This window comes from Nocardioides sp. BP30 (assembly GCF_029873215.1).
Taxonomy (GTDB): Bacteria; Actinomycetota; Actinomycetes; order Propionibacteriales; family Nocardioidaceae; genus Nocardioides.
Genome location: NZ_CP123620.1, coordinates 1,496,933 through 1,510,756, shown reverse-complemented (window position 1 = coordinate 1,510,756; position 13,824 = coordinate 1,496,933). Strand labels below are relative to the sequence as shown.

At 71.9% G+C, this 13,824-nt stretch carries 10 protein-coding genes; 2 read left to right on the top strand and 8 right to left on the bottom strand.

All coding sequences use genetic code 11. From position 1 onward, the window contains the following. Positions 1 to 37: 37 nt before the first annotated feature. From proB to P5P86_RS07060, 6 genes are all read right to left on the bottom strand, one after another. Complete coding sequence (proB, locus tag P5P86_RS07085; RefSeq protein WP_280610612.1) at positions 38 to 1,153, bottom strand: glutamate 5-kinase; 1,116 nt, start codon at positions 1,151 to 1,153, stop codon at positions 38 to 40. Further along, on the bottom strand, positions 1,150 to 2,763 hold the full coding sequence (gene obgE / locus P5P86_RS07080; protein ID WP_280610611.1) for a GTPase ObgE: 1,614 nt from the start codon (positions 2,761 to 2,763) through the stop codon (positions 1,150 to 1,152). The genes proB and obgE overlap by 4 nt, the downstream gene beginning before the upstream one ends. Positions 2,764 to 2,891: 128 nt before the next feature. Next, on the bottom strand, positions 2,892 to 3,146 hold the full coding sequence (rpmA, locus tag P5P86_RS07075; protein WP_280610610.1) for a 50S ribosomal protein L27: 255 nt from the start codon (positions 3,144 to 3,146) through the stop codon (positions 2,892 to 2,894). Positions 3,147 to 3,184: 38 nt separating this feature from the next. After that, positions 3,185 to 3,487: a 50S ribosomal protein L21 gene (gene rplU, locus P5P86_RS07070; RefSeq protein WP_280610609.1), complete on the bottom strand. Its 303-nt coding sequence runs from the start codon at positions 3,485 to 3,487 to the stop codon at positions 3,185 to 3,187. 186 nt (positions 3,488 to 3,673) lie between these two features. Beyond that, positions 3,674 to 7,024 carry an Rne/Rng family ribonuclease gene (locus P5P86_RS07065; RefSeq protein WP_280610608.1) on the bottom strand — a complete coding sequence of 1,117 codons (3,351 nt, stop codon included), beginning with the start codon at positions 7,022 to 7,024 and terminating at the stop codon, positions 3,674 to 3,676. Positions 7,025 to 7,348: 324 nt separating this feature from the next. After that, positions 7,349 to 8,077, bottom strand: coding sequence for a TIGR03936 family radical SAM-associated protein (locus P5P86_RS07060; RefSeq protein WP_280610607.1), 729 nt, complete (start codon positions 8,075 to 8,077; stop codon positions 7,349 to 7,351). 54 nt (positions 8,078 to 8,131) lie between these two features. Here P5P86_RS07060 and P5P86_RS07055 point away from each other — a divergent pair, with 54 nt between their 5' ends. Further along, a complete protein-coding gene (locus P5P86_RS07055; protein ID WP_280610605.1) occupies positions 8,132 to 9,322 on the top strand; it encodes an MFS transporter in 1,191 nt (396 codons plus the stop codon). Positions 9,323 to 9,327: 5 nt separating this feature from the next. On the opposite strand, the gene P5P86_RS07050 is transcribed toward P5P86_RS07055, so the two are convergent. Continuing rightward, positions 9,328 to 10,410, bottom strand: coding sequence for an LLM class flavin-dependent oxidoreductase (locus P5P86_RS07050; protein ID WP_280610604.1), 1,083 nt, complete (start codon positions 10,408 to 10,410; stop codon positions 9,328 to 9,330). A 100-nt stretch (positions 10,411 to 10,510) separates the two neighbouring features. Between P5P86_RS07050 and P5P86_RS07045 the strand changes: the two genes are divergently transcribed. Beyond that, positions 10,511 to 11,758: a CynX/NimT family MFS transporter gene (locus P5P86_RS07045; RefSeq protein WP_280610603.1), complete on the top strand. Its 1,248-nt coding sequence runs from the start codon at positions 10,511 to 10,513 to the stop codon at positions 11,756 to 11,758. A gap of 92 nt (positions 11,759 to 11,850) precedes the next feature. Here P5P86_RS07045 and P5P86_RS07040 read toward each other — a convergent pair whose 3' ends face one another. Further along, on the bottom strand, positions 11,851 to 13,806 hold the full coding sequence (locus tag P5P86_RS07040) for a TIGR03960 family B12-binding radical SAM protein (protein WP_280610602.1): 1,956 nt from the start codon (positions 13,804 to 13,806) through the stop codon (positions 11,851 to 11,853). Between the last annotated feature and the right edge of the window lie 18 nt (positions 13,807 to 13,824).

The window sequence follows — 13,824 nt, the reverse complement described above, 5'->3', positions numbered from 1 at the left end:
GCCGACCCCGTGCCGCCGCCCCGAGCGAGCGCGTCGCCTAGAGCACCACGAGGTCGTCACGGTGGACCACCTCGCGCGCGTACGCCGAACCCAGCTGCGCCTCGAGCCACCGTGTCGAGCGGCCGACGAGCCGGGGCAGCTCCTCGGCGTCGAAGTTCACCAGACCGCGGGCGATCGCGACACCGTCGGGGCCGACCAGGTCGACCGGGTCGCCGGCATGGAAGTCACCGCTCGCCGCCGTGATCCCCGCCGCGAGCAGCGACGCGCCGCGCTCCCGAACGGCCTGCACGGCCCCCTCGTCGAGGGCGATGGAGCCCATCGGCTCGGTGGCGTGCTCGAGCCACAGCAGCCGTGTCGAGCGACGCTTGCCGGTGGCGTGGAACAGCGTGCCGACCGGCTCGCCAGCGAGTGCAGGCTCGGCGTTGGCGGCAGCGGTGAGCACCACCGGGATGCCGGCCTCCACGGCGATGCGTGCGGCCTCGAGCTTGGTCACCATGCCGCCGGTGCCGACGCCCGCCGCGCCCGCCTTGCCGACCGTGACGCCCGCGAGGTCGGCCAGCGACGCCACCTCACCGACCAGCCGCGCACCGGGCTGGGACGGCGGGGCGTCGTAGAGGCCCTCGACGTCGCTGAGGAGGACGAGCAGGTCGGCGTGGACCAGGTGGGCGACCAGGGCTGCGAGCCGGTCGTTGTCGCCGAACCTGATCTCCGAGGTGGCCACGGTGTCGTTCTCGTTGACGATCGGCAGCACGCCGAGCTCGAGGAGCGTGGTGAACGTCTGGGAGGCGTTGCGATAGTGGCTGCGCCGGGTGACGTCGTCGACGGTGAGGAGCACCTGGCCGGCGATGAGCTCGTGCCGGGCGAGCTCCTCGGTGTAGCGGTGCACCAGCAGCCCCTGGCCGACCGAGGCGGCGGCCTGCTGCGCGGCCAGAGCCTTGGGGCGCCTGGCCAGACCCAGCGGCGCCAGACCGGCGGCGATCGCCCCGGAGGACACCAGCACCACCTCGGCCCCGCGGGCACGCACCCCGGCCAGGACGTCGACGAGCGCTGAGAGTCGCGCCGGGTCGATCCCGCCGTCGACGGTCGTCAACGAGGACGAGCCGACCTTGACCACGACTCGCTTGGCGCCGGTGACAGCGGGCCGCAGGCTCACTCCTCCTCCTCACCCGCCCGGTCCGCGGCTGCTGCGGCGTCGGGGTCGCTCTCCGAGAGGTCGAAGAGGTCGGCGTCGGGGTCCTCCTGCGAGCCGATCTCGTAGCCGTAGGTGCCGTCGACGTAGTTGTTCCGGTCCAGGCGCCGGGCGACGTCCGCGCGGGTCTCGTTCTCGCCGCGCTCCTCCATGCCCTCCTGGATGTCGCGACGGCGCTGGGCCGCGGGGCGGTCCTCGCGCAGGCGCTGGTCCTCGCCGCGGCGACCCAGCATCTCGGCTCCTGCCTCGATGGAGGGGCGGAAGTCGAAGACGACGGCGTTGGTGCCGGGGTCGCCGATCATCACGGTGTCGCCCTCCAGGGCGCCGAGCTTGGCGAGCTGGGCCTCGACACCGAGCCGGTTGAGTCGGTCCGCGAGGTAGCCGACGGCCTCCTCGTTGTTGAAGTCGGTCTGGCGCACCCAGCGCTCGGGCTTCTCGCCACGAACGACGAACGCACGCTGCCCAGCACCGGAGGGATCGGGAGTCTCCGCGATGGTGAAGTCGGGACCGCCCTTGCCCTGGTGCGGGCGCAGCACGATGCGCTGCGGCTCAACGGCCGGCCTCTCGGTGCGCGAGGCGGCGACCAGCTCGGCCATCGCGAAGACGAGCGCCCGGGTCCCCTCCCCCGACGCGGCGGAGATGTCGAAGACGCGGAAGCCCTTGGCCTCGATGTCCTCGCGGGTGATGTCGGCGAGGTCGCGCCCGTCCGGCACGTCGACCTTGTTGAGGGCGACCAGGCGAGGCCTGTCCTCCAGGCCGCCGTACCGGGCCAGCTCGCCCTCGATCACGTCGAGGTCGTCCACCGGGTTGCGACCGGGCTCGATCGAGGCGGTGTCGATGACGTGCACCAGCGCGGCGCAACGCTCGATGTGGCGCAGGAACTCGTGGCCGAGTCCGCGGCCCTCGGCCGCGCCCTCGATCAGACCGGGGACGTCGGCGACGGTGAAGGTGACGTCGCCGGCGCGGACGACGCCGAGGTTGGGCACCAGCGTCGTGAAGGGGTAGTCGGCGATCTTGGGCCGGGCCCGCGAGATCGAGGCGATCAGGCTGGACTTGCCGGCGCTGGGGAAGCCGACCAGGCCGATGTCGGCCACCACCTTCAGCTCGAGGCCGATCTCGAGCTCCTCGCCGGGCTCGCCGAGCAGCGCGAACCCGGGTGCCTTGCGCTTGGAGGAGGCCAGTGCAGCGTTGCCGAGCCCGCCCCGGCCACCCTCCGCCACCAGCAGCTCGGTGCCGGCGCCGACCATGTCGGCCAGCACGTTGCCCTGCATGTCGGTCACCACGGTGCCGTCCGGGACCGGCAGGACGATGTCCTCGCCGTGGGCGCCGTTGCGGAAGTTGCCGCCCGCCTGGCCGCCGTTGCCGGCGCGCCGCTTGGGGCTGTGGTGGTAGTCGATCAGCGTGGTGACGTCGGGGTCCACGCGCAGGATCACCGAGCCACCCGGTCCGCCGTTGCCGCCGTCGGGGCCGCCGAGCGGCTTGAACTTCTCACGGTGGACCGAGGCCACGCCGTGACCGCCGCGGCCAGCGCTGACGTGCAGCGTGACGCGATCGACGAAGGTGGGCACAGCCATGGCAGGACTCCGTTGGATCGGGGGTGGGTCGGGGTTGAGTCGGGGGTGGGTCCGTGGAAATGAGATCGGGAGCTCCGGCCCATCGGCCGAAACTCCCGACTCAATCGTGCAGAGGTCCCGACTCGATGTCAGGCCTGCGGGACGATGTTGACGACGCGACGACCGCGGCGGGTGCCGAACTCGACCGCACCGGCCTGGAGCGCGAACAGCGTGTCGTCGCCGCCGCGGCCCACGCCCGCACCCGGGTGGAAGTGGGTGCCGCGCTGGCGGACGATGATCTCGCCGGCGTTGACCAGCTGGCCGCCGTAGCGCTTCACGCCGAGGCGCTGGGAGTTCGAGTCGCGGCCGTTCTTGGTGGACGCCGCACCCTTCTTGTGTGCCATCTCTTCAGTCCTTCAGGGAGAGTGTGGAGATCGACGCCTCAGGCGTTGATCGCGGTGACCTTGACCTGGGTGTACTTCTGGCGGTGACCCTGGCGCTTCTTGTAACCGGTCTTGTTCTTGTACTTCTGGATGACGATCTTGGGGCCCTTGGCTCCGCCGACGACCTCGGCGGTGACCGAGGCCTTGTCCAGACCGGTCGAGGTGACCTTCTCGCCGTCGACCACGAGCACGACCGGCAGGGTCACGGACTCGCCGACACCGGTCCCGACCTTGTCGATCTCGATGACGTCGCCGACGGCAACCTTCTGCTGGGTGGCGCCAGCCTTCACGATCGCGTACACCGCGGTCTCCTTCATCTGCTTGCCGAACTCAAGAATCCATGGGTCTGCGGCACACGTCGACCCCGAATCCGGAGGTGAGATGCTCGCAGCAGACGTGCAGCGCACGCCGAGGATCAATAGTACGGATGGCCGCCGATCACCGCAAAACGCGGCGTACGGCGGCCCTCCGACTCGATCGTGTCGGGATCAGCGCTTGCGCGCGCCCCGCTTCTTCACCGGGACGTGCTCCACCTGCTGCTCGTCCTCCGCTGGGTCCGAACTGTCGGAGACGGACGGGGCGGCCTCGGCGGCGGCCGTCGGCTCGGGCGTGGTCACCGACCGGCTCGCGCCGCGACGGGTCCGCGTGATCACCTTCGGCGGCTCGGGCGTGGTGACCTCGGCGGTCGCCACCACCGCCGGCTCCGGCGTGATCACGACCGGCGCGACGGCCGTCGTCTCGGCCGATCCGCCGCCGGCCGGGCGGCTGGCCCCGCGGCGACCCCGTGTGCGCGTCACCACCTTCACCGTCGGCGTCCCCGTCTCGGGCGCCTCGGCGGCCTCCCGCTGGTCGGTCGAGGTGTCCTCGAAGTCCTCGACCACCACCGCCTCGGCGGGCTCGGTCGACGCCACGATGTCGCGCGCCTCGACGGACTCGGTCTCCTCGGGCTCACGCTCGGCCGATCGCTCGGCATCGGCGATGGACTCCAGCGCCTCCTCCTCGTGATGGCGCGCCATCGCGGCGAACTCAGCGGGAGTAGGTGCACGGTGCGGGTCCGCGCCGTCGAGCGGGATCTGCTGCTCGGCGCTCGGGTTGTCGTTGTTCTTGCCACGGCCCCCACGGCGCCGCGACCGGCGCGGCTCGTCCGGGGCGACCCCGGAGCTCTTGCCCTCCTCGACCGGGTGGTCGTGCACGATCAGGCCGCGCCCGTGGCAGTGCGCGCACGTCTCGGAGAAGGCCTCGAGCAGGCCGGTACCGATCCGCTTGCGGGTCATCTGGACCAGGCCCAGCGAGGTGACCTCGGCGACCTGGTGGCGGGTGCGGTCCCGGCCCAGGCACTCGACCAGGCGGCGCAGCACCAGGTCCCGGTTGGACTCCAGCACCATGTCGATGAAGTCGACCACGATGATGCCGCCGATGTCGCGCAGCCGCAGCTGGCGCACGATCTCCTCCGCGGCCTCGAGGTTGTTCTTGGTGACCGTCTCCTCGAGGTTGCCCCCGGAGCCGGTGAACTTGCCGGTGTTGACGTCGACGACCGTCATCGCCTCGGTCCGGTCGATGATCAGCGAGCCACCGGAGGGCAGCCACACCTTGCGGTCCAGCCCCTTGGCGATCTGCTCGTCGATCCGGTACGTCGAGAACGCGTCCTTGCCGTCCTCGCCCGGGACGAAGCGCTGCAGCCGGTCCCCCAGGTCGGGGGCGACGTGCTCGACGTACCCCTTGACCGTCTCCCAGGCGTCGTTGCCCTGGATGACGAGCTTGGCGAAGTCCTCGGTGAAGAGGTCGCGGACCACCTTCAGGGTCAGGTCGGGCTCGCCGTAGAGCAGCTGCGGAGCGTTGCCGCGCGCCTTGGCCTCGATGTCCTCCCAGCGGGCCTTGAGCCGCTCGACGTCGCGGGTCAGCTCCTCCTCGGAGGCGCCTTCGGCGGCGGTGCGCACGATCACGCCGGCGGAGTCGGGGACGATCTCCTTGAGCAGCGACTTGAGCCGGTTCCGCTCGGTGTCGGGCAGCTTGCGGGAGATGCCGGACGTGGTGCCGTCGGGGACGTAGACCAGGAACCGGCCCGCCAACGAGATCTGCGAGGTCAGACGAGCGCCCTTGTGCCCGATCGGGTCCTTGGTGACCTGCACCAGCACCGTCTGCCCGCTGCTGAGCACCGACTCGATCTTGCGGGGCTGGCCGTCCTTGTGTCCGAGCGCCGCCCAGTTGACCTCACCGGCGTAGAGGACGGCGTTGCGGCCCTTGCCGATGTCGACGAACGCTGCCTCCATGCTGGGCAGCACGTTCTGGACCCGGCCCAGATAGATGTTGCCGATCAGCGAGGTCTGCGACTCGCGGGCGACGTAGTGCTCGACGAGGACCTTGTCCTCGAGGACGCCGATCTGGGTGAGGTCCTCGCGCTGGCGGATCACCATCACGCGCTCGACCGACTCGCGCCGGGCGAGGAACTCCGCCTCGCTCACGATCGGGGCGCGGCGACGGCCGGCCTCGCGACCCTCCCGGCGGCGCTGCTTCTTCGCCTCCAGGCGGGTCGAGCCGGAGACAGCGGTGATCTGCTGCTCGAGCGGCCGCGAGTCACGCACCCGGGTGACGGTGTTCTCGGGGTCGTCGTCGGTGGTGTTGCCGCCCGAGTCGCCCGCACGCCGACGGCGGCGTCGGCGGCGCGAGGAGCCGCCCTCGGCCTGCTCCTCGGTGTCCTCGGCCTCGGCCTGGTCCTCGGTGTCCTCGGCCGACGCGGAGGAGGACTCCTCCTCGTTCTCGTCGCCCTCGTTGTTCGCCCCGCCCTCACCGGACTTGCGACGGCGCCGGCCGCCGCGGCGGCGACGGCGGCGGGCCGGGGCCCCGGACTCGTCGTCGGCCTCGGTCTCGTCGGTGGTCTCGTCAGCGGTCTCGTCGGTCTCCTCGTCGAGGCCCGCAGTCGCCTCCGCCGCGGCCGCGTCGCCGACGGCGTCCGCCTCGACGGCGGCGAGCGCGATCTGGTCCTCGTCGTCCTCGGACGTCGCGGCTGAGACCTCCTCGGGGATCTCCTCGACCGGCTTCTTCGCCGCTGCCCGCTTGCGCGCAGGCCGCTTGCGCGGCGTCTTCTCCGGCGCCTGGAACAGCACCCCCAGAGCCCCGTCGGTGCCACTCTCGCCAGCGGAGCTCGCGGGGGAGGCCGTCTCGGCAGCCGCCTCCGGCAGCACGTCGGGGCCGGGCTCGGTCGGCGCCTCGACAGGCGCGGCGGCCTTCTTGGTCGCCCGCTTCGCTGGCGCCTTCGTTGCGGTCGTCTTGGCCGTCTTGGCGGCGGCACGCTTGGTGGTCCGCGGGGCCTGCTCCGGCTCGGCTCCCGCCTCGGCTGCCGGCGTCTGCGCCGGCTCGGGCACCGGTTCGGCGACCGTCTTCTTGGCGGTCGCCTTGCGAGCCGTGGTCGTCTTCTTCGCCGCCGTCGACTTGCGCGCCGCTGTCTTCTTGGCCGGCGCTTCCGCACCGTCGGCGACGGGGTCCGCGGCCGGGGCATCCGTGGCCGGCACGTCGAGCAGCGGCTGGTCGGCCGACCCGGCCGGCGCGGCAGCACGCTTCCTGGGAGCGCGCTTCGCCGCTGTCTTCGCGGGAGCGGCCTCCTCGGCGGCGGCGCCCTCGGGGGCAGTCCCCGCTGCGGCGGCCTTCTTCGCCGGCGCCTTCTTGGCCGGCGCCTTCTTGGCCGGCGCCTTCTTGGCGGCGGCCTTCTTCGCCGTCGCGGTCTTCTTCGCGGTCGAGGTGCGCGCCGCTGTCTTCTTGGCGGGCGTGGAGGCCGCCTCGGGGGCGCCCCCGGCCTGCTCGGCGCCGTTGTTCTGGGTCTCGACGGTGGAATCGTCGGCCATGCCGTACTCCTCGGCCCGGCCGCATCGAGGCGGACCAGGCGTGTCAGGACGCCGCCACGCCGGCCGGAGTCGGACGCGCGACGCAAAGCTTGTCAGTGGCGGCGACACCCTCCGCGGTATGCGTCATCGAGGCTGAGACCGATTCACCTACCGCGGTCGCTAGGCCCGGAGGCCGCGTCGCGGGCTGGCGAGGATCACCGTCCCGGTGTGCCGGTGCACCATCTGCGATGAGCATCGGCGAGAACGTCGTCGGATCGCTGCCGGCGAGCGTCTGTCACACGCCCAGGCCCGTCATCGACCGAGGCGAGTATCGCACACCGATCCTCAAAACCGGTCGACGTGCGCGCGCAGCGGGTCGCCGACGGCACCGCTCGCCTCGTCCAGGGGGCCCTGCTCGAGGCGGGTCAGGAGCGGTGCGGCGGTGCCGAGATCGAGTCCGGCGACGGTGCGCAGACCGGTCATCACGTCGTCGGGGCGGACCATCGGCTCGACGTGGCGCAGGGTGAGCGCCAGGCGCGCACCGGACTCCCCCGCGTCAGCCGTCAGGGCCAGGACGGCTGCGCGGCAGTCGAACTCGCGCAGCCCACGTTTGGTCATCCGCTCCACCAGCACCGTCGGCGTCGCCAGGAACGTGTCGACCGCTGCGGTCGCGACCGCCGGCTCCACCGGGACGTCGATCACCCAGCGGCTCGCCGTCAAGACATCGGCCAGGGCGCCACCCGGCGACTCGACCACGTCGACGACGTCGAGCCCGGCGGGCATCACCTCGTCCAGCTGGCGCTGGACAGCGGCCGGGTCGACCACCTCGGCGAGCGCCAGCTCCAGGTACTCGGCCTCGCTCGCCGCGCCGGTCGGCGAGGCTCCGGCGTAGGAGATCCGGGGGTGGGGGTTGAAACCCGAGGAGTACGCGACCGGCACCCGCGCCCGGAACACGGCCCGCTCGAACGCCCTGCTGAAGTCGCGGTGACTGGTGAACCGCATCCGGCCGCGCTTGGCGTAGCGCACGCGCAGTCGCTGGACCGGCGGCGCCTGCTGTTCGGGCTGTTCTCGCACCCGCCGATGTTACCCGGAGACGGCCGGCCGGACCGAAGTGCAAGGATGCGGGCAGTGAACCGCCGACCCTCGCCCCTCATCCTCGCCGGCATCGTGCTGCTCGCGCTCAACCTGCGCCCTGCCGCCGCCAGCGTGGGACCGATGCTGCCCGAGATCGTCCGCGGGATGCATCTGACCCACAGCCAGGCGTCGCTGCTGGTCGCGCTGCCCGCGCTGGCGTTCGCCTGCCTCTCGGCGGTCGGGCCGGCGCTGGCCCGGCGGTTCGGGCTGCATCGGGCAACGCTGCTGTCGGTGTTCGCGATAGCGATCGGGCTCTTCGCCCGCCCCCTTGCGGACCACACCTGGGTGTTCCTCGCCCTCTCCGTCCTCGCTCTCGGCGGGATGGCCGCAGCCAGCGTGCTGCTGCCGACACTGGTCATGCTGCACTTCCCCGAGCGGCTGGGCACGCTGGCAGCGCCGTACTCGCGACTCCTGGCCGTGGGCTTCGGTGCGGCGGCCGTCTTCACCGTCCCGATCGCGCACAGCGACGGCGGCTGGCGGACGGGGCTGGCGTTCTGGGGCGCGCTCGCGGTGGTCGCGGCGATCCCGTGGCTGGGGCTGATCCGGCACGACTCGGTGCTCGCGCCGATCCCCCGCACGATCACGCTGCCGCAGATGATCCGGACGCGGTCGTGCCGCCGCCTCGCGGCTCTCTACGCGCTGCAGCTGCTGCAGATCTGGACGGCGATGGGCTGGTTCCCGTCGCTGTGGCGCGAGCACGGCTTCCACGCCAGCAGCGCCGGTGTCCTGCTCGGCGTGCTGGCGGTGTGCGGCCTGCCGTTCACGCTGTGGTGGCCGGCCGTGGTCAGCGTGCACCGCGATCCGCGCAGGCTGCAGCTGCTCGTCGGCGTCTGCTACCCGCTCGGGATCGCGCTGCTCCTGATCGCCCCCCGCGCCGCCGCCGTGCCGGCGGCGGTCCTGCTGGGGATCGCGGCGATCAGCTTCCCGATGTCGCTGACCCTGGTCGCCCGTCACGCGCACTCCCGGGACGCCGCCCTCTCGCTGGCCGGGGTCGCGCAGACGGTCGGCTACCTCGTGGCAGGGGTCGGCACCTTCGGGTTCGGGCTGCTGCACCTCCAGCTCGGCTCCTGGGGCTGGCCGCTGGCGCTGCTGCTGGTGCTGGCCCTGCCGATCCCGGTGCTCGCCGCGCGTGCCTCGATCCCCGCTTCGGTCGAGGAGCAGCTGAGCTCCCCGGTCGCCGCGTAGCCCGGCTAGGCCGGAACCGACGCCCCCATCACCGCCGCGACCGCATCGCCGACGCGGGCGGTCTCCTCGCGGTACGGGGTGTCCGAGAGGACGAAGTGGGTGATCCCGAGAGCCTGGTAGGCCCGCAGCGCGGCGACGACCTCGTCCCCGGACCCGACCAGCCAGGTCGTGCCCGCGCCACCGCCGCCCACCCGACCGGGAGCCGTGTAGAGGCAGGTGTCGAGTACGTCGCCGCGCCGCTGCAGGTCGATCAGCCGCTGCTGCCCGACCGCCGGTGTGCCCCTGTTCTGGTCGTGGTGACGGTCGGTCGCGTGGGATGCCCGCGCCAACGCCGCGACCTTCGCCTCGGCGTCGCGCCATGCCTGCCCGGACGTCTCACGCACGACGGTGGTGATGCGCAAACCGAACTCGAGGGGCCGGACCCGGTCGTACCGCTGCTCCAGACCGCGGAGCCGCTCGACCCGCTCCGCGATCCCGTCCAGCGGCTCGCCCCAGAACAGCTGGACATCGGCCTCCGCGGCCGCCGTCTCCTCCGCCGCCGGGGAGGCGCCGCCGAAGTAGAGCGTCGGGTGCAGCCGCTCCCCCGCCACCACCGGACGCGGCGCGATCGTGGCGTCGGTGACCCGGTAGTGCTCCCCACGGAAGGTGACGCTCTCCTCGGTCCACAGCCGCCGGGTGAGCCGCATGAACTCACGGGTGCGCGCGTAGCGCGTGGGCTGGTCGACCTGGTCGTCGCCGTACGCCGCGGGGGCGTCCTGGCCGCTGACGATGTTGACCAGGACCCGACCGTTGCTGAGGTCGTCGAGGGTGGCGGCGGCGCTGGCGAACTGGGCCGGCGACCAGTAGCCCGGACGGACCGCTATCAGCGGCTTGAACGTGCTGGTGCGGGCGGCGAGTGCGGCCGCCACGGTGAAGGTGTCGGGCCTGCCCCACCCTGTGCCGAGGAGGGCGCCGCTCCAGTGGTGGAGCTCGCACTGCCGAGCGAGGTCCACGGAGTAGTCCAACGAGCCCCAGCCGTCGGCGTTCGTGTCCCCGCGATGACCCGGCTCGACCGTGTTCGGGATGTACCAGAGGAGTTCGGGCGCCATACCACCACCGTATCCCACTAACTCGCTAGACTTAATGCTTTGTTGCGTCAGTGTTACGGCCACCTCTCGCTCTTGTTAACGAGCCTGCTTGGATCGACGCATGCCGCCGACCCCGAGCCCGGACCTCGCCGACGCATCCGCCGAGCCGCGCTGGCGTCGCGCGCTCGTGCTCGTCGGCGTCGTCGCGCTGGCGTTCAACCTGCGACCGGCGGCGGTGAGCGTGGGGCCGCTGCTCGACGAGATCTCGGACGGCCTCCAGATGAACGACGTCGAGACGGCGCTGCTGACAGCACTGCCGGTGGTCTGCTTCGCCAGCGTCGGCGCGCTGGCACCGCGGCTGGCCACGCTGCTCGGCCTGCACCGCACGGCCTTCGTCTCCCTGCTCGGAGTCGTGGCGGGCCTGGCGACCCGCGCGCACGTGCACGACGCCGGCTGGTTCCTGGTGCTCTCCTTCGTCTCGCTGTCCGGCATGGCGGTGGCCAACGTGCTGCTGCCCTCGCTGGTCAAGCTGCACTTCCCCGACCGCGTCGGCACGGTGACGGCGCTCTACTCGACAGCGCTGGCGGTCGGCCTGACTGCCGCCTCCACCCTGACGGTGCCGATCGCCCAGCACGGTGGCGGTGCGACCGACTGGCGCGCCGGACTGTTCGCCTGGGCGCTGCTGGCAGCGGTCGCCGCCGTGCCGTGGATCGGTCTGCTGGGGCGCGAGCGCCGTACGCATGGGGCGAGCTCGTCGATCCGCTTCGCCGACGTCGCCCGCACTCGACTGGGCTGGGCGATGGCGATCTTCTTCGGGCTGCAGTCGCTGCAGGCGTACTCCATCTTCGGCTGGTTCGCGAAGCTCTACCGCGACAACGGATTCAGCGCCCACACCGCCGGGCTCCTGCTCGGCGCCGTCACCGGGATCACGATCCCGCTCTCCTGGTTCATCCCGCGAGCAACCGCGCGATTGCGCCACCCGGGTGTGCTGCTCAACGCGTTGATGGTCTGCTACCTGATCGGCTACGTCGGGCTGATCGTCGCGCCGCACGGCGGCGCCTGGGCATGGGCGCTGCTCGTCGGCGCCGGGACGTGCACCTTCCCGCTCGTGCTGACCCTGATCGGGCTGCGCACCCGCACGCCTGCCGGCACGGCGTCGCTGTCCGGCTTCGCGCAGTCGGTCGGGTACCTGATCGCCGTGGTCGGCCCGTTCGGGGTGGGCCTGATCCACGACGCGACCGGCAGCTGGCGGGTCCCGCTGGTCGTGCTCCTGGCCCTGTGCCTGCCCCAGTACGTCGCCGGCAGGGCCGCATGCCGGCCGCGCTTCCTCGAGGACGAGCTGCCCGCGCAGCCCGACGGACCCATGTAACGCGGTGTCCGCCCCTGTTCCGCGGTGCCGCAACACCGCAGGAGCGGACCGGACACCGCGTTACATGGATCTGCAGCCGGGCAACGGTCCGATCAGACGACCGAGAGCGGCAGCAGCTTCTGGCCCGTCGGGCCGATCTGGATCTCGGTGTTCATCTCCGGGCACACGCCGCAGTCGTAGCACGGCGTCCAGCGGCAGTCCTCGATCTCGATGTCCTCGCCGCGGGCGGCCGCGAGGGCGTCCTCCCAGTCACCCCACAGCCAGTCCTTGTCCAGGCCGCTGTCGAGGTGGTCCCAGGGCAGGATCTCGTCGTACTCCCGCTCGCGGGTGGTGTACCAGTCGACGTCGACGCCGGTGTCGGCCAGCGCGGTGGCCGCCGAGGTCATCCAGCGCTCGTAGGAGAAGTGCTCGCTCCACCCGTCGAAGCGGCCACCGTCGCGCCAGACCGCCTCGATGACCCGCCCGACCCGGCGGTCGCCGCGGGACAGGAGGCCCTCGACGATGCCGGGCTTGCCGTCGTGGTAGCGGAAGCCGATCGCCCGGCCGAACCGCTTGTCGGTGCGCACCACGTCGCGCAGCTTGCGCAGCCGCTCGTCGGTGGTCTCGTGGTCGAGCTGGGCGGCCCACTGGAACGGCGTGTGCGGCTTCGGCACGAACCCGCCGATGGAGACGGTGCAGCGGATGTCGTTGCGGCCGGAGACCTCGCGCCCCTTGGCGATCACCTTCTTGGCGAGGTCGGCGATGGCGAGCACGTCCTCGTCGGTCTCGGTCGGCAGCCCGCACATGAAGTAGAGCTTCACCTGTCGCCAGCCGTGCGAGTACGCCGTCGCCACGGTGCGGATCAGGTCCTCCTCGGTGACCATCTTGTTGATCACCGCGCGCATCCGCTCCGAGCCACCCTCGGGGGCGAAGGTCAGACCCGAGCGACGGCCGTTGCGGGAGAACTCGTTGGCCAGGGTGATGTTGAACGCGTCGACGCGGGTCGAGGGCAGCGAGAGCGAGACGTTCTGCCCCTCGTAGCGGTCGGCCAGCCCGGTGGCGATGTCGCCGATCTCGGTGTGGTCGGCGCTGGAGAGCGAGAGCAGGCCGACCTCCTCGAAGCCGGACGTGCGAATGCCGTTCTCGACCATCTCGCCGATGGTGTTGATCGAGCGCTCGCGCACCGGGCGGGTGATCATGCCGGCCTGGCAGAAGCGGCAGCCGCGGGTGCAGCCGCGGAAGATCTCCACCGAGAACCGCTCGTGGACCGTCTCCGCCAGCGGCACCAGCGGCTTGGCCGGGTAGGGCCAGGCGTCCAGATCCATCAGGGTGTGCTTGCGGACCCGCCACGGAATGCCCGGACGGTTCGGGACCACCGCCTCGATCGCGCCGTCGGCGGCGTAGGTGACGTCGTAGAACCGCGGGACGTAGACCCCGCCCGAGACGGCCAGTCGCCGCAGCACCTCGTCGCGACCGCCGGGACGGCCCTCCCGCTTCCACTCCCGGACCACCTCGGAGATCGCCAGCACGACCTCCTCGCCGTCGCCGAGCACGGCGGCATCGATGAAGTCCGCGATGGGCTCGGGGTTGAAGGCCGCGTGGCCGCCGGCGACGACGATCGGATCCTCCAGGCCGCGCTCGGCCGCGTGGATCGCGATGCCGGCCAGGTCGAGCGCGTTGAGCATGTTGGTGTAGCCGAGCTCGGTGGAGAAGCTGAGCCCGAACAGGTCGAAGTCGCGCACCGAGCGGTGGGCGTCGACGGTGAACTGCGGGATCGGGCCCTGCTCGTCGCCGATCCGCATGACCTGCTCCATGTCGGGCCAGACCGCGTAGGTGCGCTCGGCCACGATCCACTCACGCTCGTTGAGCACCTCGTAGAGGATCGCCACGCCCTGGTTGGGCAGCCCGACCTCGTAGGCGTCGGGATACATCAGCGCCCAGCGCACGGTCTCCGCATCGGCGCCCCACTCCTTGACGGTGGAGTTGAGCTCGCCCCCGACGTACTGGATCGGCTTGGAGACCGAGGTCAGGCGCGGCTCGATGCGGGAGAAGACGGAGTCGCCAGGCATGGGGTCCATCGTAAGTCG

Bases quoted from the DNA above. Each gene is read 5' to 3' on its own strand.
- obgE (WP_280610611.1), bottom strand. From the start codon at position 2,763: ATGGCTGTGCCCACCTTCGTCGATCGCGTCACGCTGCACGTCAGCGCT.
- rpmA (WP_280610610.1), bottom strand. From the start codon at position 3,146: ATGGCACACAAGAAGGGTGCGGCGTCCACCAAGAACGGCCGCGACTCG.
- P5P86_RS07065 (WP_280610608.1), bottom strand. From the start codon at position 7,024: ATGGCCGACGATTCCACCGTCGAGACCCAGAACAACGGCGCCGAGCAG.
- P5P86_RS07050 (WP_280610604.1), bottom strand. From the start codon at position 10,410: ATGGCGCCCGAACTCCTCTGGTACATCCCGAACACGGTCGAGCCGGGT.
- P5P86_RS07045 (WP_280610603.1), top strand. From the start codon at position 10,511: ATGCCGCCGACCCCGAGCCCGGACCTCGCCGACGCATCCGCCGAGCCG.
- P5P86_RS07040 (WP_280610602.1), bottom strand. From the start codon at position 13,806: ATGCCTGGCGACTCCGTCTTCTCCCGCATCGAGCCGCGCCTGACCTCG.